Here is a 23,123-nt window from a genome sequence, read left to right as displayed (position 1 = left end):
GGCTCACGTCACCTTCAATGCAGATGCTTCAACTTGTCGGGATTCCGCACGACATAGATCGCGACGATCTTTCCGTCGTCGATCTCGAGCGCCGTCGTCTGCAGCTCGCCGTCCGCTTCCAGCGTGACGAACCCCGGCAGCCCGTTGATGAACCCGGCCCGCACGAGCTTCGACGCATGCGTCGCGAACAACCCGGCCAGGTACTCGTGCACCTTCATCACGAGCTCGAAGCCGAACACCGGCTTGCCCGCGGCCGTGCGCTTGCCGCCACCGTCGGAATGCAGGCTCACGTCTTCGGCGAGCATCGCGCCGAGCGCACGCATGTCGCCGCTGCGCGATGCCGCGAAGAATGCTTCGGCCAGTTCGATCCCGCGCTGCTTCTCGACATGAAACCGCGGCCGCGCCTCGCGCACATGCGTACGCGCCCGTGCGGCGAGCTGCCGGCACGCGGCCGGGTCGCGCTGGATCGTCGTGGCCACTTCGTCGAACTCGAGACCGAACACGTCGTGCAGCAGGAATGCCGCGCGTTCGAGCGGCGAGAGCCGTTCGAGCGCGAGCAGCAGCGGCAGCGTGACGTCTTCCTGTTCGTCTTCCTCGACGACCGGCTCGGGCAGCCACGGGCCGATATAGGTCTCGCGCTGGTGCCGCGCGGACTTCAGCTGATCGAGGCACATGCGCATCACCATGCGGCGCAGGAACGCCTCGGGTACGCGCACCTCGGTACGGTCGACGTCCATCCAGCGGATGAACGCGTCCTGCACCATGTCCTCGGCATCCGCGACGGAACCGAGCATCCGGTATGCGACGCGGATCAGCGTGCGACGCAGCGGGTCGAAGCTCGCCGCTGCGTCGGCCCGTGCTTCGGCGCTGCCCTTGGCCGGGTCGAGGGTCGTCATCAGGCCACCATCTTCGCGGCGGCGGCCTTCGCGTCGGCCGGCTCGATCCACAGCCCGAAGCCGACCGCGAGCCGGTTCCAGCCGTTGATCACGTTGATCATCAGCGTGAGCTTCACCTGTTCCTCCTGGCTGAAATGGTCGTTCAGCGCCGCATAGGCCGCTTCGTGCGCCGCGTGGCCCTCCGACAGCCGCGTGAGCGCTTCGGTCCAGCCGAGCGCCGCGCGTTCGCGGTCGGTGTAGCAGGGCGCTTCGCGCCACGCGGCGAGCAGGTAGATGCGCTGCTCGGTCTCGCCTTGCTCGCGCGCCTCGGCGGTGTGCATGTTAATGCAGTTCGCGCACGCGTTGATCTGCGATGCGCGGATCTTGACGAGCTCGATCAGCGTCGGCTCGAGGCTCCCGGCAGCGGCGATCGATACGGCCATCCAGTTCTTCATCAGTGCGGGGGCGGCGGCAAACGGATTGAGTTTCGCAGTCATGGTTCCTTCTCCTTTCGTGTGGGTTCCGGTGATATGACGAGCGAGCCCCCCGCGCGTGTGACATCGACGCAGAAAATTTTTCGAAGCGGGCACGGATGCGGATCGCAAGTGAAGGGCAGAGCGGTTCGGCACGGTGACGATGGCCGCGTTCGACAGCGTTCATCAGACAAACTCGCGCGCTGCGCGGATGTCATGGGGCGTCAGTAGCCGCCCGCGCGGACCGGCATGCAGCAAAGCCCACCCGGGCGGGCATCTCCGCGCCGTCATGCATTCGACACGTGCGAAGCCAACACTTTCATTTTTCTTTCGATCGTGTTTCGCCGGCATCCCGATTCGCAGCATTCACATTTCTGGCCCATACTGTCCTGCACGGGCAGATGAAGTGACGCCGCATCCGCGGCCCGGCGCGCGCGCCGGCTGCCCGTCGACGCAGCAGCAGGTCGCACGTCAGCCGCGCGCATCAAGCGCAAGGCTTTCCCTTTTCCGGCAACGCAACGCAGCGAATCGCGACGTGGACGGTAAACCGATGAGCCTCCTTGCATCACAGCTTCAGCGCCGTTACCAGGACGTGCGCTCCCACAGCGTCGCGTTGACTGCGACGCTGTCCGCCGAAGACCAGGCCGTGCAGTCGATGCCCGACGCGAGTCCGACGAAATGGCACCTCGCGCATACGACCTGGTTCTTCGAAACCGTCGTGCTGATGCGCCGCGTGCCCGGCTACGCGCCGTTCGACGACGCCTTCCAGTTCCTCTTCAATTCCTATTACGAAGCGCTCGGCCCGCGCCATCCGCGGCCGCAGCGCGGGCTGCTCACGCGCCCGTCGCTCGACGAGGTGCATGCGTACCGGCAATACGTCGACGACGCGATGCTGCGCGCGCTGGCCGGCGCCGATGCGGCGCTGCTCGACACGATCGCGCCCGAGGTCGTGCTCGGCCTGCATCACGAACAGCAGCACCAGGAATTGATCGTCACCGACATGCTGCACGCGTTCTCGTGCAATCCGCTGAAGCCGGCGTTCCGGCCGCGCAACGGGATGGACGGCGACGCGATGGCCGCGGGCGACGCGGGCGCGCAGCGCTGGCTGCATCAGCCGGGCGGGCTCGTCGAGATCGGCCACGACGGCGACGCGTTCTCGTTCGACAACGAACGGCCGCGCCACACGGCGCTCGTGCGGCCGTACGAGATCGCGAACCGTCTCGTGACGAATGCGGAATTTGCGGCGTTCGTCGCCGATGGCGGCTACACACGCCCCGAGTTCTGGCTGTCGGACGGCTGGGCCACGGTGCAGCGGGAAGGGTGGCAAGGGCCCGCGTACTGGATGCCCGACGATGACGATGCGGCCGGCACGCGCGTGCGGCGCAGGTTCGGCCTGCACGGCGTCGAACCGCTCGCGCCGGACGCACCGGTGTGCCACGTGAGCTTCTACGAAGCGGCCGCGTATGCGGAATGGGCCGGCGCACGGCTGCCGACCGAATTCGAATGGGAAACCGCGTTCCCTGCCGAAGGCATCCAGCAGATGCTCGGGCACGTATGGCAGTGGACGCGTTCGTCCTACGAGCCGTATCCGGGTTTTCGGCCGCTCGCGGGTGTCGCGGCCGAATACAACGGCAAGTTCATGGTCGGCCAGCAGGTCCTGCGCGGCAGCAGCATCGCAACGCCGCCTGGGCACGAACGGCCGACGTACCGAAATTTCTTTCCGCCGGCGGCACGCTGGCAATTCACGGGAGTGCGACTTGCGCGAGACGTCTGACCAGACGGCCACGAGCGGTGGCCAGCAACCCGCCCGCGATTCGCGGCCGAGCGCGTACGAGCGCGACCTGATCGACGGACTGTCGCGTACGCCGCGCAGCATTCCGCCGAAATACTTCTACGATGCGGCCGGCTCCGCGCTGTTCGACCGCATCTGCGAATTGCCGGAGTATTACCCGACGCGCACCGAGCTCGGCATCCTGCGCGATCGCGCGGCCGAGATCGTGCGGCGCGTCGGCCCGCATGCGGAACTCGTCGAATTCGGCGCAGGCTCGCTCGAGAAGATCCGCGTGCTGCTCGACGCGTTCGCGGGCAACTATGCGAACGCGCCGGCGCGCTACGTGCCGGTCGACATCTCGGCGGACTACCTGCACGACGCGGCCGCGCGACTGCGTTCGGCCTATCCGTGGCTCGACGTCGCGCCGCTCGCGGCCGACTACACGAAAGCCGAGCAACTGGCCGAGCTGACCGCGACACCGGCGCGGCGCATCGGCTTCTTTCCCGGCTCGACGATCGGCAATTTCTCGCCGGAAGAAGCCGACGCGTTCCTGCGCGATGCGGCGCGGCTGCTGCGAGGCGGCGGCTTGCTGGTCGGCGCCGATCTCGTGAAGGACGTGCGCACGCTGCACGACGCGTACAACGACGCGCAGGGCGTGACCGCGCAGTTCAACCTGAACCTGCTGGTGCGCGCGAACGCGGAGCTCGGCGCGAACTTCGACGTCGACGCGTTCTCGCATTGCGCGTTCTACGATCGCGAGCGGCAGCGCATCGAAATGCATCTCGTCAGCGACATCGCGCAGACGGTGCACGTGCGCGGCCACGCGTTCCGCTTCGAAGCCGGCGAGCGCATCCACACGGAGAACTCGCACAAGTTCACGATCGACGGCTTCCACGCGATCGCGCGCCGCGCGGGATTCGAGCCCGATACCGTGTGGATCGACGCGGACAACCTGTTCAGCGTGCACTGGCTGCGCAGCGTCGACGATATCCGCGCGTAACGTCTGCCGTTGCGAACCGCTCGTGCCGCACGGCGCGGGCGGTTCACTTCCCACGCATGCCGGCGAGCCCGATCGAATCGCCCGGTTTCGTGCCGAAACGCCCTTTTTACCGGCCCGATGCACCGCTGCAACGGTGTTTCGAGTGCGGCCTCTCCCTTGTCCCGTAAGGCTTTGCGGGCATCCGTAATCGTCCGTTACCTGTCTCGCATACCCGTTTCACCTGTGTCTGTGTCCGGTGCCTAGACTCCGAACCGTATTCACATGACGCACGACACGTGCAGGGAGTCGCGAGATGAGCAAGAAACTTATTCTCGGTGCAGTTCTCGGTGTAGCGGCGCTGGCAGCTTCGGGCGTCGCATCGGCCCACGTCGACCTGTCGGTCGGCATCGGCGTGCCGGGCGTCTACGCGGCGCCCGCACCGGTCTACGTCGCGCCGCCGCCGCCCGTCATGTACGCGCCGGTCGGCTACCGCGATGACGGCTGGCGTGGCGATGGCTGGCGTCAGCGCGAATGGCGCGAACACGAATGGCGCCGCCGTGAATGGCGCGAGCACGAGTGGCGCGACCGCGGCGGCTGGCGCGGCGGCCGCTGGGACTAAGCGGCCCGACTGATCACCACAAGAGGAGAATGAAAACATGATGCCCATTCGATACATCAGGCTGTGCGCCGCCGCCGCTGTCGTTGCGCTCGCAACGATCGGCAGCGCGCACGCGGCGGGCTGCATGAAGGGTGCGGTGGTCGGCGGGGTCGCCGGCCACTACGCGGGGCACCACGCGGTCGTCGGTGCGGTTGGCGGCTGTATCGTCGGCCACCACATGGCGAAGAAGCAGGCGCAGGAGCAGGCCGTGCAACACAAGGCCGCCGCGCAGGGCATGCAGCCGGCGCAGTAAGCACTTCACCACCGGGGCGGCGCCCAGGCGCCGCCACCGCCTGCTTCGTTCCCCGTTCGTGCAGCACCCGGATTGATCTGACGAATGCGCGCCGCGTGCATCGTTACGATCATTTACAACGGCGTGTGGCGCGAATTTTGCGCGTTCATAGAATGCAGTCACACGAACGCGCTCCAGGGAGCACAAGATGAAACAGCAACGATATCTGTCCGTATTGACGGCCGCGCTGCTCGCGCTCGGCTCGGTGTCCGCCTACGCGGCGGCCGGCGGCAATGGCGGTGGCAACGGTGGCGGTCATGGCGCAGGCGGCTCGGGCGGCAACGCGGGCGGCATGTCCGGCGGTCACATGAGCGGCGAGGCGCTGGGCAACTCGAACGGCATGCGCGCGGGCGACCGCGACAAGGGCCTGTCGCGCGCAGCCGAACGCTCGGACACGATCGCCGATCGTGCCGGCGTGCAGCCGGGTCACGGTCACACGCATGGGCATACGCATGGCCATACCGCGCATGCGTCGACGTCCACGCATCATTCGCATCACAACGCATTCGGCCGCACGCTGTAAACACGGCGCACGCATGCGATGAAAGGGCGCTTCGGCGCCCTTTTTTCATGGCGGAAACGCAACGCCACTGTCGCGCGGAAACGTCGTGCCGACCCGATTTGCAACCAGCCGTAACCGCGTCGTGCGCACGCAGCGATACGGATCGCTTTCACTCGGATGACAGAACGGAAACCGGCGCGTGAAGCGGCTGCCGTGAGGGTGTCCGGCACGCTCGATCAAGGCGAAAAAAAAGGGCGGCTCATCGCCGCCCTTCGTATCACCGCCCGGTGCCCGCCAGCGGCACCGCAGGCTCGAACAACGCATCGGCCTGCCTGACGCGCACGAAGCGCGCCGCACCGTCGCCGTCCACCAGCGCACGGAAATGCGCTTCGCCGCACACGAGCTTCGCACGCTCGTGCTCGCTCGGCACGTGGCCGTCCGTATTCGGCGTATCGACGACGAAGTACAGCCGCTCGCCGCCGTCCTGTTCCGCGAGCACGGCCCAGTCGGGGTGATAGCTGCCGAGCGGCGTCTGCACGCGGAACCACGCGGGCAGCTTCGCGTACAGCTTCACGCCGTCGTGCGCCTCGAGCGCATCGGCGAATGCGCGCTCCGCGTCCGTCTCGCACACGACCGCTTCGTGGATCGACTTCTGCGCGTCGGGCCGCAGGTTGCGCAGGTAACCCGTCAGCGCCTCGCTCTCGAACGATTCGAGCGCATGCACGTGGCGTTCGCCGAGCTTGCGATACGCGATGCCCGCGACCAGCGCGTGGCGCTTGCAGCGGTTGATCGCATCGGCCGCGACCGTGATGAACTGCTGCGGATTCACGCGGAAATCGTCGAGCCGGCCGCTGTCGGCCAGGATAGTCGCCAGCGAACGGCGCGTGAGCTGCGTCCGGTCCTGCAGCTCGGTGAGCAGGTCGGGCAGCGGCAGCTCGCCTTCGTCGAGCAACACCGTGCCGGCGCCGGCCACCTCGATCGCCTCGACGCCGGCCTTGCCGATGTCGATCTCGGCCTTGCGCCACTGCAGCCGCGCACGCGCGATGTCCGGCGCGTCGTGCAACGCGGCCGTGCAGTCGCGCACGAGCTTCGCATTGTCGAATTCGACGCGGTACACGGTGCGATGGCGGATCCGGTCCCACAGTGCGCGGAAATCCTCGCCGAACACGACGGCCTTGCCCGACGCATCGCGCCTCAACGCGATCGCGCGGCGCTCGTCGGCGTTGCGCACCGCGAAGCGGCCCGACAGCTTGCGCAGCGTCGCGACGATCGGCGCGCGCAGCATCTCGAACGCCTCGGGCAGCACCAGCGCGCTCTGGCGCAGCGCATCCTTCAGCCGGTCGAGTACCTTGCCCTGCGCGTCGACATAGCCTTGCTCGTGCAGGTGATTCCACAGCACGCGCGACAACTCGATGCCGAGCGCATGCGCCGGGCCGTCTTCTTCCTGCACGGGCAGCGCCGCGAACTGATGTTCCTCGACGATCCCGAAACGGATGCCCGTATCGGCCTCGATTTCCTTCTGCAGGTTCTCTGCGAACGACTCGTAGCGCTCGGTCGCGATCACGGTGAGCGTGTTCACGCCCGCGTCGCGCACGCGTTCGCCGTCCTGGTCGACCGCGAGGCGCAGCCCGCGGCCGAGCGTCTGGCGGCGCTCGCGCTCGGTCTGGATGTCGCGCAGCGTGCAGATCTGGAACACGTTCGGGTTGTCCCAGCCTTCCTTCAGCGCCGAGTGCGAGAAGATGAACTTCAGCGGCGTGTCGAACGACAGCAGCGCTTCCTTCTCGCGCATGATCAGGCCGTACGCGCGCTCCGCGTTCTCGCGCGCCGCCGCGCTGCTTTCGCTCGTGTCGGTCCAGCCGCCCTTGCGGTCGATCGAGAAGTAGCCGTTGTGCGCGCGCCCGACTTCGAGCGCGACATCGACGCCGTCGAACAGCGCACGGTACGCCGGCACGCGCGCCGCGCGCGCATATTCGTCTTCGAAGATCAGCGCGTAATCGCCCTTCACGGGCATGCCGTTCTCGTCGTAGCGGCGATAGCGCTCGACCGAATCGACGAAGAACAGCGACAGCACCTTCACGCCGCGTTCCGCGAGGCGCAGCTCCTTGTCGAGATGCTCGCGGATCGTGCGGCGGATCATCTCGCGCTGCACGGCGAGCGTGTCGATGTCGCCGAATGCCTCGCCGAGCGACAGGAACGCCTCGCCCTCCGGGTGGCGCAGCTCGACGTACTCGGCGCCCTTCACCGCATGGACTTCGCCGATCCGCAGCCCCGCATACAGCGCGCGCTTGGTCAGGCGTTCGAGATCGTCGCCGTCGGTGGCCGTCACGATCTGGCGCTTCACGCCGGCCGCCGTCGCGACGTCGAGCTCGACGCGCGCGCTGATCGCGCCGCGCCGGTTCGACACGCCGACGAGCCGCAGGTACGGCTTGTTGTGCGCATCCTCGACGATCGCCGACGCGATCTCGATCTGCTTGACGAGCTTGCGCTCGTACGCGTCGACCGCGTCGAGCCGGTACACCATGTGGTGACGATCGACGTGCGTGGCCGAATAGCGCAGCGTGCAGAGCGGCGCCATCGCGGCGAGCGCTTCGCGGCCGCGGCCTTCGAGGCCGCCGTCGACGCTTTGCGGCTCGTCGACGATCACGATCGGCCGCGTCGCGCGGATCAGGTCGATCGGCTTCTCGCCGCCGGTCTTCTCGCTGTCCTTGTAGAGGTTGTTGATTTCCTTCTTGTTGATCGCGGCCACCGTCATCACCATGATCTGGATCGCCGCGCTCGCCGCGAAGTGGCGCACCTGGCCGAGCTTCGCGGAGTCGTACAGGAAGTAGTCGTACGGCACGCCCGCGTACAGCGCGCGGAAGTGATCCTCGGTGATGGAAAGCGTCTTGTGCACGCCTTCCTTGATCGCGATCGACGGCACGACGATCACGAACTTCGTGAAGCCGTAGCGGCGGTTCAGCTCGAAGATCGTGCGCAGGTACACGTAGGTCTTGCCGGTGCCGGTCTCCATCTCGACGGTGAAGTCGCGCGAGCCGGGCAGGCCGGACGGCGGCAGCCCGCCGCGCAGCTGCACGTCGGCGAGATTGCGCGCGAGCGCGTCGTCGGTCAGCGACAGCCGGTTGCCGACGCCCTGTTCCGACACCGCGAAGCCGAGCGAGCCTTGCGCGGCGGCCGTCGTGCCGGGCGCGGCGTTCGCGAGCACGCTGAAGTCGCCGCGATACGATTCCTGGCCGCGAAACAGGTCGCAGACGGCGTCGATCGCCTCGCGCTGGTAGTCGAGATCCGCTTCGAAATGCAGCCGCATCACAGGCTCCGCACGCGCTTCACGCCGTGCTGTTCGAGCAGCGCGGCGAGATTGAGCTTCGCGACGTCGTCGACGAAACCGCTGTCGCGGAACAGGCACGTGACGTCGTGCGTCGTGCCGGTCGCGTCGAGCAGGTCGACGATGCCGTCGGCGAGCGGGCCCGCGTCGTCGCGCGCGATACGTGCATCGAAGCACGCGACGATCGAGCGGCCGATCAGGTGGACGGTCTTGCCCGCCACCTGGTGATGCTCGACCGGCGTGCACAGGTCGAGGCCGAGCTTCAGCGTCAGCTCGGCGAGCAGGTCGTCCTCGGTGCGGCCGGTCTTCACGTGCTCGACGGAGGCGAAGAGGGCGTGGTCGAAGTCGTCGCGGCGCGGGTCCCACTCGATCACGTTGGTCGTGTCGAGCCGGTACACGCGAAAGCCGAGGTCGCCATAGCTTTCCGGATAGTCGCGTGCGACCTGCTGCGCGGCGCGGCGCAGGCGTTCCTTGGTGACTTCGGCGAGCGTCAGCGGCTTTTTCAGCTTCGCGCAGAAATCGGCGGCCGCCAGTTGCGTCTTGTCGCGGCGGTCGAGCGCTTCGGGCAGCTGCACGAGCACGTAGCGGCGCGCGCCGCCGTCGGTCGCGTTCACCTGCATCACCGCGTGGCCGGTCGAGCCGGAGCCCGCGAAGCAGTCGAGCACGATGTCGTCGCCGCGCGTGCACCAGCCGATCACGGCCGCCGCGAAATCGACCGGCTTCGGCAGGTCGAACGGGATGCCGAGCGTCTTCAGCAGCGCGTCGTCGGAACCGGCGAACGGCAGCACCGACGGTACGTTCTCGTACATGTTCTCGTCGAGGTAGTAGATCCGCTGCGGCTGCGTGCTTTCATCCGCGCCGAATTCGATCTGGCCACGCTCGATCAACGCCTGCATCGTCGCGGGCGGGTTGCGCCAGCCGCGCGCCGGCATCGCGCACGGCTTGCCGGTGACCGGGTGGATCAGCGGCGTGAAATACTCTTCCGGCGCCTTCTTCTTGTTCGGCCAGGCCATCGACACGAGGCGGTACACGCGGCCTTCTTCCGACAGCCGGTCGTACATCACCTCGCCGCCGGACAGGTTGGTCTGCGCCTTCATCCACGCGCGGTACGCCTTCTGCGCGTCCTTCGCGTTGCCGCTGCGGTACACGGCGTCGTGCGCGGCGTCGAGCATGCGCTGCGCATTGCGCTTCGGGCGCTTGAGCGGCGCCTGTTCGAGCAGCGTCTCGGCGTTGCGCGCGAACAGCACCAGCGATTCGTGCTGGTAAGCGACGCCGCGCGCGTCACCCTTCGGATTGCGCTTGTCCCACACGGCCACGCCGAGCTCGTTCTCCTCGCCGAAGATCTCGCGCAGCATCAGCACGAGCGCATGCACTTCGTGCTCGTCGATGTGCACCGCGATCAGCCCTTCGTCGGACAGCAGCGCGTGCGCGAGCTTCAGGCGCGGATACATCATGTTCAGCCAGTCGGTGTGGAACCGGCCGTTCGCCTCGGTATTGGTGCTGCGCTTCACGCCGCCCTGGGTCTGCCCGGTCATCGCCAGGTAGTGACGGATGCTGTCGCTGAAGTCGTCCGGATAGACGAAATCGCTGCCGGTGTTGTACGGCGGGTCGATGTAGACGAGCTTCACCTTGCCTGCGTAGCTCTTGTGCAGCAGCTTCATCACGTCGAGGTTGTCGCCCTCGATCACGAGATGGCGCGTGTCGTCCCACGCGACGCTGTCGTCGGGGCAGGGCCGCAGCGTGCCCGTCGACGGCGTGAGCGCGGCCTGGCGCGCGCCGCGCTTGCCGTGCCAGTGGAAGCCGTAGCGCTCGTCGGCGTCGCCGACCGTGCGTTCGCCGATCAGCGCCTTCAGCACGTCGACGTCGACCGACGCGCCGTCCGGGCCTTCGGTCACGAGTTCGGGGAACAGCGCCTTCAGGCGCGCGACGTTGTCGGCGGTGAAATCCGTCGACATCGCCTGCGGGCTGGCCGCATCGAGTTTCTGCATCGTCTTTTCCATCGGAGCCCGGCCGCGCGCGCCAGGACGTCGGGCGCGCTCACGGCACCGGCGGCAATGGCCGCCCGGGCAAACCCGAAACGCTATCGAGTCGGTCGGCCGAGGTCAAGCGCCGATGTGAGCCGATCGTGCGGGCATCGGCCGCGATCGCCCGTCCCACGGGCCGCAAGCGGGTTCGGGCCGGTTGTCGCACGGGCCGGCCGGCGGCACCGGGAAAAGGACGAAAAAAAGGGCACGGTCGGCGTCTGGCGCCGGCGTGCCCGCATGGAGAATCCCGGATGGAGGGTGCGGCAGGGCCTGGCAGGCCCCGCGTTGGGTCAGAAGCGGGTACGGATACCCGACGTCAGTTCGAGCTGGTTCTTCGCGCCGAACGTCGACGACACCGTGTAGCCGCCGTGCAGCTTCATGTAGTCGCCGGCGAGGTACACCTCGGTGCGCTTGCTCAGGTGATAGAACACCGACCCGTAGATCGTCTCCTTGAAGCCGTTGCTGACTCCGTTGGTCAGGCTGAACGCGCCGAGGTTCGCGTTCGGCGTAAAGCCGTCGGAATTGTTCGCGGCGTTCTTGACGCGCATCTGCTGGTAGCCGAGCTCGTAGTCGAGCGCGCCCTTCGGCGCGATCTTCATCGACACCGTCCACGAATCGTCGTGACGCTGGCCGAGCGAGCCCTGGTCGCCGTTGTAGCGGAAGTAGCCGGCATTCAGGCGCACGATGTCGAACGTGTAGTTGCCGCCGACCGAGAACGTCTGGTTCGTGAAGCCGCCGTTGTTCACGTGATTGTAGAAGCCCGACACGTTGAACGGGCCGCCGTTGTAGCCGAGCGCGACCTGGTACGCGGAGCCGGTCGCGAACTGCGTCGAGTTGCTGAACTGGTAGCCGGCGCTCGCGAAGATGCCGTTGCTGAACAGCTTCTTCCACGCGATGCCGTTGTTGTAACGCGTGCCGGTCGGGCCAGCCGCGTAGAAGATCATCTGCTTGAAGTTGTTCGAGTTGGTCCAGCCGCCTTCCTCGGTCGACAGCTTCGCGGAACCGTACGGGTCGCCGTAGATCGCGGCCGCGTCGCGCGCGATCGTGTTCTGGAAGCCGGCCGTCAGCTTGCCGAAGCGCTCGTCCTCGACGCCGACCCACGCGTCGCGGTCGAAGATCTGGCCGCTGTCTTCCATCTGGCCGTTCGCGACCACGAATTCACTTTCGAGGCGGAAGATGATTTTCGTGCCGCCGCCGATGTCTTCTGCACCGCGCAGGCCCCAGCGGCTGCCGCTGAACCACGGCTCGCCTTCGTTGCCCATGCCGATCACGTGATTGCCGTTCGCGTCGGCGTGGGTCCGGTAGGTCGGAAAGCTCAGGTCCATCAGGCCGTAGAGCTGCACGCTCGATTGCGCATGCGCCTGGGTGCCGGCGCACAGGCCAGCCGCCGCGATGGAAAGGGCAAGGGTTTTTCGTTTCAAGATCGTCTCCTCCGAGCTGCCGCATTGAAATCTGGTCGTTGGCAGTACGTAATGTATGCCGACTCTTGCCGGCCACAGCGAGAGGGCCGACGCATAGCATCGTAGAGGGTGCAATCCTTCACGACGCTTTCCCGGGCGCAAGAATCGGATCGGTGAAAACACCGAACGCGCAACAATCACGGATCGGGCAGGCATGCGCAAGCGAGCCTGCCGGGCATCCGGCTGGCCAGAGCGACCTTTCGTGCTACGAATCGACGTGCCGTGCGAAGGGCGCGTGCCCGTCAGTCCTGCGTGCTCTTCATGCGCAGGATGTAACCGAGCCCGCGCAGCGTGATGATTTCGGCCGTGCTGCCCGCGAGATGCTTGCGCAGCCGGTGAATGTAGATGTCGATCGCGTCGGCGCTCGGCTCGTCGTCGAGCGCGAACACGCTGTCCATCAGCCGCGCCTTCGATACCGTCTTGTTCTGCTGCAGCATCAGCGTTTCGAGGATCGCGTGCTCGCGCCGCCGCAGCGCCAGCACCGTTTCGCCGCAGCGGAATTCGCGCGTGCCGAATGCATAGACGAGGTCGCCGCACACGAGCTGCGTCGTGCCGACACCGGCCTGCCGGCGGATAAGCGCGCGGATTCTCGCGACGAGTTCGCGCGACTCGAACGGCTTCACGACGTAATCGTCGGCGCCCGCGCCGAAGCAGTCGACCTTGTCGTCGACCGAGCCGTGCGCAGTCAGCATCAACACCGGCACGTTGTCGTTGCGGCGCCGCAGCCGCGCGAGCACTTCCTTGCCGCTGATGCCGGGCAGGCGCATGTCGAGCAGCACGGCGTCGTAGCGTTCGGTCTTCAGGACGGTGTCCGCGCGTTCGCCATCGCCAACGCAGTCGACCGCGAAATCCTCGCCGCGCAGCAGGTTCACGATCCAGTGCGCGAGTTCGGCGTTGTCTTCGACCAGCAGGAGTTTCATGACGGCTTTCTCTTCAATCGTAGGCGGGCAGCCGTACGGTCACGACGATACCGCGATTGCCGGGCCCCGGCGCGAGCGATGCACTGCCGCCATGCGCCTGCGCGATCTCGCGGACGATCGCCAGCCCGAGACCCGAGCCTTCGGTGTCGGCCGACACGCGGTAGAACCGCTTGAACACGTGCGGCCGCGCTTCGGCCGGGATGCCGGGACCGTTGTCGACCACGTCGAGCACGATCGTGTTGCCGTCGCGCCGCGCGCAGACGGTCACGCAGCCGCCCGGTTGCGTGTAGCGCACCGCGTTGTCGACGAGGTTCATCACCAGCGCGGTCAGCAGGCTGTCGCTGCCCGCGACATCGAGCCGCTCGCCGAGATCGGCGCCGAGATCGATGTCGCGCCGCTGCGCGAGCACGATCGTCTCCTCCAGCACGCTCGACACCACGGCCGCGAGATCGACGCGATGGGTCAGCAGCGTCGACGGCGTCGCCTCCGCATGCGCGAGCAGCAGCAGCTTGTCGGTCACGTCGGCCATCTTGCGGCTGCTGCGCTGCATGCTGTCGAGTACCGTCGCGAGTTCCGGATCGTCGTGCCCGCGCCGCTGCGCGTACTGGATCTGCGTATCGAGCACCGCGATCGGCGTGCGCAACTGGTGCGCCGCATCGGCGATGAAACGGCGCTGCGTGGCCGTGTGCGTGTTGAGCCGCGCGATGCACTGGTTGATCGCATCGACGATCGGCCGCAGTTCGTGCTGCAGCCGCTCCGGGCGGATCGGCTCGAGTTCCATCGGCCCGCGGTCGGCGACGTCGTCCTTCAGCTTCATCAGCGGGCGCAGCTCCAGCGTCAGGCCGAGATAGACGAGCACCACCGCGAGCACCAGCATCAGCGACAGGCGCACGAGCTGCGGCCGCCAGATGGTCGCGACCATCGCGCCATGCGAGCGCGTCGTCTTCGCGACGACCACCGTGACGGTTTCGACCTGGCCCTCGTCGTACAGCTGGCGGTCGTAGGCCACCGCGCGCAGCGGCACGCTGTCGAGCGACGTGTCGTACAGCGTCGGCTCGATGCCGTGCCGCGCGGGCAGGTCGAGCGCCGGATTGCCGGCAAGCAAACGGGCGTGGCTGTCGATCACCTTGTAGAACACCGAATCGCCCGACGGCGACTCGAAGATCTCCAGCGCGGCCGGCGGCACGTCGGCGACCGGCAGGCCGTTGCGCCATTCGATGTCCTCGCCGATCGTGCGTGCGGACGCGACGAGCGCGCTGTCCTGCACGAGCCCGGCCGTGGTCCGCGCGGTGTCGTACGACATCGCGCCCGCGATCAGCACGAACACCGCGAGCGGCAGCAGCAGCCACCACAGCAGCCGCCCGCGCAGGCTGTGCGCCATCCTGTTGCGCTCCTTCTCCGAAATGCCGAACCGCGCCGGGGTCGCCGGCGCGGTCGGAAATGTCATGTCAGGCGTCCGCCGGTGGCGTTCAGAACGCCGCGGGTCGCCACTTCAGCAGGCGCTTCTCGAGCCAGGTCAGCAGGTAGTCGGCGGCCAGCGCGACCACGGCCAGCACGATCATCGCCGCGAACACGCCGCTCGCGTTGAACGCGCCCTGGGCGGTGGAGATTAGCAGCCCGATGCCCTGCTTGGAACCCAGGAATTCGCCGACGACCGCACCGACCAGCGCGAAGCCGAAGCTCACGTGCAGGCTGGCGAGAATCCAGCTCAGCGCGGACGGGATCACGACGGCCGTGGTGATCTGCCGGCGCGACGCGCCGAGGATCTGCGCGTTCGCGATCAGGTAGCGGTCGGCTTCGCGCACACCCTGGAACGCGTTGCCGAACACGACGAAGAACACCATCACGACGGCCAGCGCGATCTTCGACGCCATCCCGAGGCCGAGTGCGATCACGAAGATCGAGCCGAGCACGACGCGCGGAATCGAGTTCGCGATCTGGATGTACAGGCCGAACACGTCGGCCATCAGCTTGTTGCGGCCGAGCACGATCCCGCAGATCACGCCGGCGACCGAGCCGATCACGAAGCCGATCCCGGTTTCCTCGAGCGTGACCCACACCTGCGTGAGCAGCGGGCCCTGCGACGTGCCGTTCACGAACCAGTCCTGGATCTGTTCGAAGATCAGCGACGGCATCGAGAAGAAGAACGGATCGATCCACTTGAGCCGTGCGGCGAGTTCCCATCCGCCGAGCACGATGACGAGCACGGCGATCCGCAGCGTGACGATCAGGTTGCGCCGGCGTCGCAGCCGGCGTTGTGCGGCGCGCTCGTCGTCCTCGAGCGTCGTCGCCGGAATGGCGGTGGGGGGAAGCGTCATGTCGGTCATGCTCCTGTCCTTGCTGTCCTTGCCGTGCGGCGTATGCGTCAGCCGATCTGCACTTCTTCGCGCAGGTCGTGCCAGATGTCCTTGGAAATTTCGATGAAACGCGCGTCGTAGCGGATCTCCGACGTGACGCGCGGGCGCGGCAGGTCGATCTCGTACACGCGCTTGAGCGTCGCGGGGCGCGCGGTCAGCACGAACACGCGGTCGGCGAGCGCGATCGCCTCTTCGAGATCGTGCGTGACGAACACGACCGAGCCCTTGTTCGCGGACCAGAGCTGCAGCAGCTCGTCCTGCATCAGCGTGCGCGTCTGCATGTCGAGCGCGGAGAACGGCTCGTCCATCAGCAGGATTTCCGGCTGGTTGATGAAGGTCTGCGCGAGCGCGACACGCTTCCTCATCCCGCCGGAGAGCTGGTGCGGGTAGTGCTTCGTGAACTTGTCGAGGCCGACCTTGCGGATCCATTCCTCGGCCTGCGCATACGCGACGTCCTTCGAGCGGCCGCGAAACAGCGGGCCCGCCGCGACGTTGTCGATCACGTTGCGCCACGGGAACACCGCGTCGGCCTGGAACACGAAGCCGATGCGCGGATCGATCCCGTCGACCGGGCGGCCCATCACGCGGACTTCGCCCGACACGGGCTTGAGCAGCCCGGTGATCAGGTTCAGCGTCGTCGACTTGCCGCAGCCGGTCGGCCCGACGATCGCGATGAACTCGCCGCGCGCGACGCTCATGCTGAAGTCGCGCAGCGCGACGGTGGCCTTGCCTTCCGGCGAAATGAAGCGGCACGACACGTTGCGAAACTCGATCGCCGGTGTGCTCGGGGAGACTGCCTGGTTCATCGCATGGATCCTGCGGGTGAAGAGGGCATCGCATCGTGGCGACGCCGGGCCGGCCAGCCGGACCGGAACGGGGAACGCACGGCGGCGGGATCGCCGCCGCCGGCGCCGCTGCTTACTTCGCGTTCACGAAATCGTTCGTGAAGGTGCGCGCGAGGTCGATGTGCTTGCCCTTCACCGACGGGTTGAACGCCGACAGCACCTTCAGCACGGTCGCCGGGCCGTCAGCCGGCATCTTGCCGTCGGCCGTATACATCGGCAGCGACGCCTTCAGCGCGGACACGTACAGCGCCTTGTCCTTCTGGTAGTCGGCCGGCATCTTCGCGGCGATCTCGTCGGCGCTGTGCGTATGGATGAACTGCATCGTCTTCGCGAACGCGTGCGCGAGCTTGGTCGCTTCGGCCTTGTGCGAATCGGCCCAGGCCGACTGCACGTACAGGCTCGCGGCCGGGTAGGTGCCGCCGAGTGCGGCGCGCGTGCCCTCGACGGTGCGCATGTCGACCAGCACCTTCGCGTCGCCCATCTTCTCGAGCGCGGACACCGTCGGTTCGGTCGTCATGCCGGCGTCGATACGGCCCTGCTTGATCGCGGCGATGAAGCTCGCGTCGGCGCCGACCGGCAGCATCGTGTACTGCGTCGACGGCACGCCGTGCGCGAGCGCGAGGTATTGCGTGAGGAAGCTCGTCGACGAGCCGAGGCCCGTCACGCCGAGCGTCTTGCCCTTCGCGTCGGCCATCGACTTGAAGGTCGGCGCGGCCTTGGTCGATACCATCTCGACTTCGCCCGGCACCTGGCCGAACACGGCGATCGCCTTGACGTCCTTGCCCTTGCTCTGCAGGTCGATCGTGTGGTCGTAGAAGCCGACGACGCCCTGCACGGCGCCCGCGAGCAGCTCGTTCTCGGCGTCGACGCCGGCCGGCTGCGACAGCAGCTCGACGTCGAGCCCTTCGGCCTTGAAGTAGCCGAGTTCCTGCGTGAGCCGCGCGGGCAGGTAGATCAGCTTCGCGATCCCGCCGACCATGATCGTGATCTTGCCGCCGTCGTCGGCGAAAGCGGGGTGAGCGGCAAGCGCGCAGCTCAGGCTGGCTGCCACGGCGAGGGTGCGCAGGATGGGTCGCATCGGGTCGTCTCCGTTCGTTGTATTCGTGTGGCGCGATGCGTGCTGCATCGTCACGACGAGTATAGGGAGGCGAAACCTTCCGCTACCTTTCGCGGGCGGGCGATTCCTTTAGGGGTTTTCCAGCAACGGGGGGCCGGAACAGGCCGGCAACGGGGGCAGGATCCGCTCAGCGCCAGCCGGTCAGCACCCGCCCCATCGTGTCGAGCCCCATGTCGAACAGGTGCGACACGAACGGCACGAGGTTCGGGAGCATCAGTTGCACGAGCAACATCCCGACGAGCATCGTGACGGGGAAGCCGACCTGGAACACGCCGATCTGCGGCGCCGCGCGGTTCAGGATGCCGAGCGCGAGGTTCGCGATCAGCAGCGCCGCGACGACCGGCAGCGCGAGCAGCAGCCCCATCTCGAACACGGTCGCGCCGAACGCGGCAAGCGTGCGCCAGCCGGGCGCGTGCAGCAGGTCGGCCGACACCGGCAGCGACTGGAACGATGCGGCGAGCGCCGCGAACACCTGCAGGTGGCCGTCCACCGCGAGGAACGCGAGCATCGCGATCGCGTTCAGGAAGCGGCCGAGCACCGGTGTCGCCCCGTTCGAATGCGGATCGAAGAAGGTCGCGAAACCGAGCCCCATCGACAGCCCGATGAAGTCGCCGGCCGCCTCGACGGCCGCGAACACGAGCTGCATCGTGAAGCCCATCGCGATGCCGATCAGGAACTGCGTGACGACGATCCAGATGCCCTGCGCGGAGAACACGGTGACGTCCGGCATCGCGCCGAGCGTCGGCGCGACGACCAGCGCCATGAACGCGGCGATGGCGATCTTCACGCGCACCGGCACCGACGCGTGGCCCACGACCGGTGCCGTCGCGACGAGCGCGAGCATCCGCACGAACGGCCACAGGAAGGCGGTGAGCCAGCCGTTGAGCTGTGCGTAGGTTACCGAGAACATGCCTGCCCGATCGTGCGCGTGCGCGCGGCTCAGCCGACGCCGAGCGTCGCGACGTGCAGCAGCGTTTGCCGCAGGTAGTCGAGCATCGTCGTCAACATCCACGGGCCGGCGATCACGAGCGTCGCGGCGACCGCGAGCAGCTTCGGGATGAACGACAGCGTCGATTCGTTGATCTGCGTCGCGGCCTGGAACAGGCTCACGACGAGGCCGACCGCGAGCGCGACCAGCAGCAGCGGGGCCGCGAGCAGCAGGCCGATCATCATCGCCTGGTGCGCGAGGGTCATCACTTGTTCGGGCGTCATCGCGCGAATCCTCCGCTGCTTACGTGAAGCTCTGTGCGAGCGAGCCGATCAGCAACTGCCAGCCGTCGACCAGCACGAACAGCATCAGCTTGAACGGCAGCGACACGGTGGACGGCGACACCATCATCATCCCCATCGACATCAGCACGCTCGCGACGACCATGTCGATGATCAGGAACGGGATGAAGACCGTGAAGCCGATCTGGAAGCCGGTCTTCAGCTCGCTCGTGACGAACGCGGGCACCAGCAGCGACAGCGGCACGTCCTCGGGGCCCTGCATCGGCGCGGCCTTCGAGATCTTCGCGAACAGCGCGAGATCGGTCTCGCGGGTCTGCTTCAGCATGAAGGTCTTGAACGGCGCGAGGCCGCGCTGCACGGCCTGCTCCATCGGCATCGAGCCGTCGGAGAACGGCTTGTAGCCGTCGTTGTACGCACGGTCGAGCACCGGCGACATCACGAAGAAGGTGAGGAACATCGCGAGGCCGACGAGCACCTGGTTCGGCGGCGTCGTCGCGGTGCCGAGCGCCTGGCGCAGCAGCGACAGCACGATGATGATGCGCGTGAAGCTCGTCATCATCAGCATCATCGCCGGCAGGAACGACAGCATCGTGAGCAGCAGCATCGTCTGCACGCTCAGCGAATAGGTGGTGCCGCCGTGCGGGCCCGGGCTCGTGTTGAATGCGGGCAGGCCGTTCGCCTGCGCGTACGCGAACGCGGGAGCGAGGCAGAGGATCAGCACGGGCGCGACGCGCGCCGCGCGATGCAGGAATGCGTGTTTCATCGGAATGCGGAGACGGAAAGAGGGCGCGGCGCCATGTCAGCGGTCCTTGCCGCGACCGAGGCGCTTCGCGGCTTCGCCCGCGAGCGCGTCGCGAAACCGCGAGCCGAACGTGCCGGGCAGGCTGCCGTCGGACGGGGTGCCGCCGGCGGCCGCGTCGGCCGAGGCCGTTGCCGTTGCAGGGGCCGCCGCCGAGCCGGCCGGCAGCGTATGCAGCAGGCGCACGTTGCCCGGCGCGACGCCGAGCACGAGCCAGGTGTCGCCGATCTCGACGATCGTCGCGCTTTCCTTCGTGCCGACCGCGACGCTCGACACGACCTTCAGCGGGCCGCCGCGCCGCGCGGGCTGGAAGCCGAAGCGGCGCGCGAGCCACGCGCACGCGAATACGAGACCGATCACGACCGCGAGCCCGACGAGCGTTTGCAGCACCGCGCCGATGCCGAGCGACGGTGCGGCCGAGCCGACCATCACGCTCGACGCGATCGCTCCGGCGTTGTTCACCGCGTTCATGTCGGCGGCGCCGGCCGGCACGCATGCGAGCGATGCGACGACGGCCAGCGCCGTCGCGGCGATCGCGCGGTACGTACGGCGGCCGGGCTGCACGACTTTCATCGGTTCAGCTTCCGGATCCGTTCGGCCGGCGTGATGATGTCGGTCAGTCGGATGCCGAACTTGTCGTTGACGACCACGACCTCGCCCTGCGCGATCAGGCAGCCGTTCACGAGCACGTCCATCGGCTCGCCGGCGAGGCCGTCGAGCTCGACGACCGAACCCTGCGCGAGCTGCAGCAGGTTGCGGATCGCGATCTTCGTGCGGCCGAGCTCCACGGTCATCTTGACCGGGATGTCGAGGATCATCTCGATGTCGTTGTGCGTCGAGCTTGCCGCGGCCTTCGACAGCGGCTGGAACACGCCGGCGCCCGTCGCGCCCGCCTGTACCGGCTGCTGGTTCTGCTCGGCAAGCGCGGCCGCCCAGTCGTCCATGCCAGGATCTTCTTCCGCCGCGGCCGGTGCGGCCTGCGCGTCGGCAGCCGAAGCCGCGAGGGCCGCGTCGGCCATCGCCTGGATGTCGTCGTCGGGCGTCTGGTTCAGCTCACTCATATCCACCTTCCTTCATCGCATCGCCCGCGCTGATCATCTTCTGCACGCGCAACGCATATTGACCATTGAAAATTCCGTAGCCGCATTCCATCACCGGCACGCCGTCGACCTTCGCGGTGATCGTGTCCTCGATCTCCAGCGGCAGCACGTCGCCCGCGCGCAGGTTCAGGATCTTCTCGAAGGTCGACGAGATCTCGGCGAGATTCGCGCTCAGCTCGACCTCGGCGGCCTGCACCTGCTGCGACAGCACGCGCACCCAGCGGCGGTCGACTTCGAGCGCCTCGCCCTGGATCGGCGAACTGAGCACGTCGCGGATCGGCTCGATCATCGAGTACGGCATGCAGATGTGCAGCGTGCCGCCCGTCGGCCCGAACTCGATCGAGAACTGCGTGACGATCACGATCTCGTTCGGCGTCGCGACGTTCGCGAACTGCGTGTGCATCTCCGAGCGCACGAATTCGAACTGCAGCGGCCGCACGCTCTTCCATGCGGCCGTGTAGTGCTCGAACACGAGGTTCAGCAGCTTGCCGATGATCCGCTGCTCGGTGGCCGTGAAATCGCGGCCCTCGACGCGCGTGTGAAAGCGCCCGTCGCCGCCGAACAGGTTGTCGACGACGAAGAACACGAGATTCGGGTCGAACACGAAAAGCGACGTGCCGCGCAGCGGCTTCACGTGCACCAGGTTCAGGTTCGTCGGGATCGGCAGGTTGCGGGTGAACTCGCTGTACTTCTGCACCTTCACCTGGCTGACGGAAATTTCCGCCGTACGCCGCATGAAGTTGAAGATGCCGATCCGCAAGAGGCGCGCGAAGCGGTCGTTGATGATCTCGAGGCCGGGCATCCGGCCGCGGACGATCCGCTCCTGCGTCGCGATGTTGTAGGGGCGGACGCCCGATGTGTCGCGCTGCTCGTCGACTGCATCGGTTTCGCCCGTGACGCCCTTGAGGAGGGCATCGACCTCCTCCTGGGACATGAACTCCTGGTGACCCATACGCGCTCCTTTCTCGGCCGCGTTACTGGACGACGAACTCGGTGAACAGCACGTCGTCGACCTTCGCGCGCTGGTTGCCCGGCTGGGTCGGCTGCTCGATCAGGTCCCGCAGTTCCTTCGCGAGCGAACGTTTGCCGTCCGGCGTCGCGAGTTCCTCGGGATGCTTGTTCGACAACGCGAGCAGGATCCGGCTGCGGATCTCCGGCATCCGCGCGGTCAGTTGCTCCTGTGCCTTCGGGTCGGTGAGCTTCAGCGACAGGCCGACACGCAGGTAGTGCTGCGCGCCGTCGTCCGACTGCAGGTTCACCGTGAGCGGGTCGAGCGGGAAGAACACCGGCGCGGCCAGCGGCGGCGGCTCGGCGGGCGCGCTCGCATGGCCCACGCCTGCCTTGCTCAGGAACACGTACATGCCGCCGGCTGCGGCGGCGGCCGCACCCAGCGCGACGATGGCGATGAGTGCGATGCGCTTGAACTTGCCGGACGAAGCCGGCTTGTCGGCGGTCGGGTTTGCGGTCGTGGAGGCCATGTGAATGCGTGCGTGATGTCTCGTAGCATGCATTGTTCGGCATCCGGGCCGAGCCCGATGGGCGGAAAAGAGGGGGGATTTGCGGCTATCTCAGCCGATTGTCGGCCGGATGTCGGCCGGATGCAGGGTAGCGGGGCCGGCAGGACGCGGCGGTGCGGCATGCCGGGCGGGTGTTGGCCGCCCGGCGCGGGGGTGTCAGATCGGCAGCAGCGTCAGCAGCGGCGCGATCAGCACCATCGCGACGCCCGCGATCATCATCGTCAGGCTCGACACGACGCCTTCCTCGCTGCCGATCTCGCGCGCCTTCGCGGTGCCCACGCCATGGGCGGCCGCGCCGAACAGCGCGCCGCGCGCGAGCCGCGTGCGCATCGGCACGAGGGCAAGCACGAGCTCGCCGAGCAGCATCCCGCAGATGCCGGTCGCGATCACGAACAGCGCCGTGAGGTCCTTCGGTGCGTGGATCTTGTCCGACACGGCGAGCGCGAACGGCGTCGACACCGAGCGCGTCATCAGCGAGCGCTGCAGCTCGGGCGACAGGTGCAGCAGCTTCGCGAGCAGCAGCGAACCGCACACGCCCGCGCCGATCCCGACCGCGACGCCTACCGACAGCGACAGCCAGTGGCGGCGAATCAGGTCGCGATATTCATAGATCGGCACCGCGAACGCAATCGTCGCCGGGCCGAGCAGCCACATCAGCCAGCGCGTGTCGCGGAAGTAGACCGAATACGGGATGCCGGTCAGCAGCACGAGCAGCACCAGCACGCCCGGCACGAACACGAGCGGCGAGAACAGCAGCGTCTTCTTGTAGGCGTAGAGGCGCTTCGACGCGAAATACAGCACGACCGTCAGCACGAAGCAGCCGAGGGAGATCGCGGTGTTCACGCGGTCGGCGGGCAGGTTCGATAGCGCGGCAAGCATGGG

General features: G+C 67.4%; 23 protein-coding genes. 5 read left to right on the top strand and 18 right to left on the bottom strand.

Annotation, left to right across the window (positions count from 1 at the left end; all coding sequences use genetic code 11):
* Window positions 1-14 precede the first annotated feature (14 nt).
* A complete protein-coding gene (locus tag U5809_RS29690; RefSeq protein WP_322089105.1) occupies window positions 15-896 on the bottom strand; it encodes a sigma-70 family RNA polymerase sigma factor in 882 nt (293 codons plus the stop codon).
* Window positions 896-1,372, bottom strand: coding sequence for a carboxymuconolactone decarboxylase family protein (locus tag U5809_RS29685; protein WP_322089104.1), 477 nt, complete (start codon window positions 1,370-1,372; stop codon window positions 896-898). Before U5809_RS29685 ends, U5809_RS29690 begins: the two co-directional genes overlap by 1 nt.
* 526 nt (window positions 1,373-1,898) lie before the next feature.
* On the opposite strand from U5809_RS29685, the gene egtB reads away from it, so the two are divergent.
* From egtB to U5809_RS29660, 5 genes are all read left to right on the top strand, one after another.
* Entirely contained in the window at window positions 1,899-3,122 is a 1,224-nt protein-coding gene (gene egtB / locus U5809_RS29680; protein ID WP_322089103.1) for an ergothioneine biosynthesis protein EgtB, read from the top strand.
* The gene (gene egtD, locus U5809_RS29675; RefSeq protein WP_322089102.1) at window positions 3,106-4,119 is read left to right on the top strand and encodes an L-histidine N(alpha)-methyltransferase; all 1,014 of its coding nucleotides are present in this window, start codon (window positions 3,106-3,108) and stop codon (window positions 4,117-4,119) included. Before egtB ends, egtD begins: the two co-directional genes overlap by 17 nt.
* Window positions 4,120-4,411: 292 nt before the next feature.
* Window positions 4,412-4,717: a hypothetical protein gene (locus tag U5809_RS29670; protein WP_021162263.1), complete on the top strand. Its 306-nt coding sequence runs from the start codon at window positions 4,412-4,414 to the stop codon at window positions 4,715-4,717.
* A gap of 37 nt (window positions 4,718-4,754) precedes the next feature.
* Window positions 4,755-5,009 carry a hypothetical protein gene (locus U5809_RS29665; RefSeq protein ID WP_322089101.1) on the top strand — a complete coding sequence of 85 codons (255 nt, stop codon included), beginning with the start codon at window positions 4,755-4,757 and terminating at the stop codon, window positions 5,007-5,009.
* Window positions 5,010-5,196: 187 nt separating this feature from the next.
* The gene (locus U5809_RS29660) at window positions 5,197-5,571 is read left to right on the top strand and encodes a hypothetical protein (protein WP_322089100.1); all 375 of its coding nucleotides are present in this window, start codon (window positions 5,197-5,199) and stop codon (window positions 5,569-5,571) included.
* Between the two features lie 256 nt (window positions 5,572-5,827).
* Here the strand turns inward: U5809_RS29660 and U5809_RS29655 are convergent, their stop codons facing one another.
* The 16 genes from U5809_RS29655 to U5809_RS29580 all read right to left on the bottom strand — a co-directional run bounded on the left by U5809_RS29655 (window position 5,828) and on the right by U5809_RS29580 (window position 23,120).
* Complete coding sequence (locus tag U5809_RS29655; protein ID WP_322089099.1) at window positions 5,828-8,854, bottom strand: type III restriction-modification system endonuclease; 3,027 nt, start codon at window positions 8,852-8,854, stop codon at window positions 5,828-5,830.
* The gene (locus U5809_RS29650) at window positions 8,854-10,872 is read right to left on the bottom strand and encodes a site-specific DNA-methyltransferase (RefSeq protein ID WP_322089098.1); all 2,019 of its coding nucleotides are present in this window, start codon (window positions 10,870-10,872) and stop codon (window positions 8,854-8,856) included. Before U5809_RS29650 ends, U5809_RS29655 begins: the two co-directional genes overlap by 1 nt.
* Before the next feature lie 314 nt (window positions 10,873-11,186).
* Window positions 11,187-12,317: a porin gene (locus U5809_RS29645; protein WP_176049222.1), complete on the bottom strand. Its 1,131-nt coding sequence runs from the start codon at window positions 12,315-12,317 to the stop codon at window positions 11,187-11,189.
* 281 nt (window positions 12,318-12,598) lie between these two features.
* Window positions 12,599-13,276, bottom strand: coding sequence for a response regulator (locus tag U5809_RS29640; protein ID WP_034188218.1), 678 nt, complete (start codon window positions 13,274-13,276; stop codon window positions 12,599-12,601).
* Between the two features lie 13 nt (window positions 13,277-13,289).
* Window positions 13,290-14,657: a sensor histidine kinase gene (locus U5809_RS29635; RefSeq protein WP_322089113.1), complete on the bottom strand. Its 1,368-nt coding sequence runs from the start codon at window positions 14,655-14,657 to the stop codon at window positions 13,290-13,292.
* Window positions 14,658-14,745: 88 nt separating this feature from the next.
* Window positions 14,746-15,603 (bottom strand): ABC transporter permease, encoded by an 858-nt coding sequence (locus U5809_RS29630; RefSeq protein WP_122944022.1) that lies wholly within the window; start codon window positions 15,601-15,603, stop codon window positions 14,746-14,748.
* 38 nt (window positions 15,604-15,641) lie between these two features.
* Complete coding sequence (locus tag U5809_RS29625) at window positions 15,642-16,439, bottom strand: ABC transporter ATP-binding protein (protein WP_040142661.1); 798 nt, start codon at window positions 16,437-16,439, stop codon at window positions 15,642-15,644.
* A gap of 112 nt (window positions 16,440-16,551) precedes the next feature.
* Window positions 16,552-17,556: an ABC transporter substrate-binding protein gene (locus U5809_RS29620; RefSeq protein ID WP_176049218.1), complete on the bottom strand. Its 1,005-nt coding sequence runs from the start codon at window positions 17,554-17,556 to the stop codon at window positions 16,552-16,554.
* Window positions 17,557-17,722: 166 nt separating this feature from the next.
* Entirely contained in the window at window positions 17,723-18,505 is a 783-nt protein-coding gene (fliR, locus tag U5809_RS29615) for a flagellar biosynthetic protein FliR (protein WP_322089097.1), read from the bottom strand.
* 29 nt (window positions 18,506-18,534) lie between these two features.
* Window positions 18,535-18,807 carry a flagellar biosynthesis protein FliQ gene (gene fliQ / locus U5809_RS29610; protein WP_176049214.1) on the bottom strand — a complete coding sequence of 91 codons (273 nt, stop codon included), beginning with the start codon at window positions 18,805-18,807 and terminating at the stop codon, window positions 18,535-18,537.
* A 19-nt stretch (window positions 18,808-18,826) separates the two neighbouring features.
* Window positions 18,827-19,588 (bottom strand): flagellar type III secretion system pore protein FliP, encoded by a 762-nt coding sequence (gene fliP, locus U5809_RS29605; RefSeq protein ID WP_282506271.1) that lies wholly within the window; start codon window positions 19,586-19,588, stop codon window positions 18,827-18,829.
* 36 nt (window positions 19,589-19,624) lie between these two features.
* Complete coding sequence (gene fliO, locus U5809_RS29600) at window positions 19,625-20,197, bottom strand: flagellar biosynthetic protein FliO (protein ID WP_322089096.1); 573 nt, start codon at window positions 20,195-20,197, stop codon at window positions 19,625-19,627.
* Window positions 20,194-20,685: a flagellar motor switch protein FliN gene (gene fliN, locus U5809_RS29595; protein WP_176049199.1), complete on the bottom strand. Its 492-nt coding sequence runs from the start codon at window positions 20,683-20,685 to the stop codon at window positions 20,194-20,196. Before fliN ends, fliO begins: the two co-directional genes overlap by 4 nt.
* A complete protein-coding gene (gene fliM, locus U5809_RS29590; protein WP_176049197.1) occupies window positions 20,678-21,676 on the bottom strand; it encodes a flagellar motor switch protein FliM in 999 nt (332 codons plus the stop codon). Before fliM ends, fliN begins: the two co-directional genes overlap by 8 nt.
* A gap of 22 nt (window positions 21,677-21,698) precedes the next feature.
* On the bottom strand, window positions 21,699-22,235 hold the full coding sequence (gene fliL / locus U5809_RS29585) for a flagellar basal body-associated protein FliL (protein WP_176049195.1): 537 nt from the start codon (window positions 22,233-22,235) through the stop codon (window positions 21,699-21,701).
* Window positions 22,236-22,397: 162 nt separating this feature from the next.
* Entirely contained in the window at window positions 22,398-23,120 is a 723-nt protein-coding gene (locus tag U5809_RS29580) for an LrgB family protein (RefSeq protein WP_176049193.1), read from the bottom strand.
* Window positions 23,121-23,123 lie beyond the last annotated feature (3 nt).

Source organism: Burkholderia sp. BCC1999, from assembly GCF_905339975.1.
In the GTDB taxonomy this organism is placed as follows: domain Bacteria; phylum Pseudomonadota; class Gammaproteobacteria; order Burkholderiales; family Burkholderiaceae; genus Burkholderia.
The sequence above is the reverse complement of the archived record's forward strand: the minus strand, read 5'-3'. Positions and strand labels throughout refer to the sequence as shown.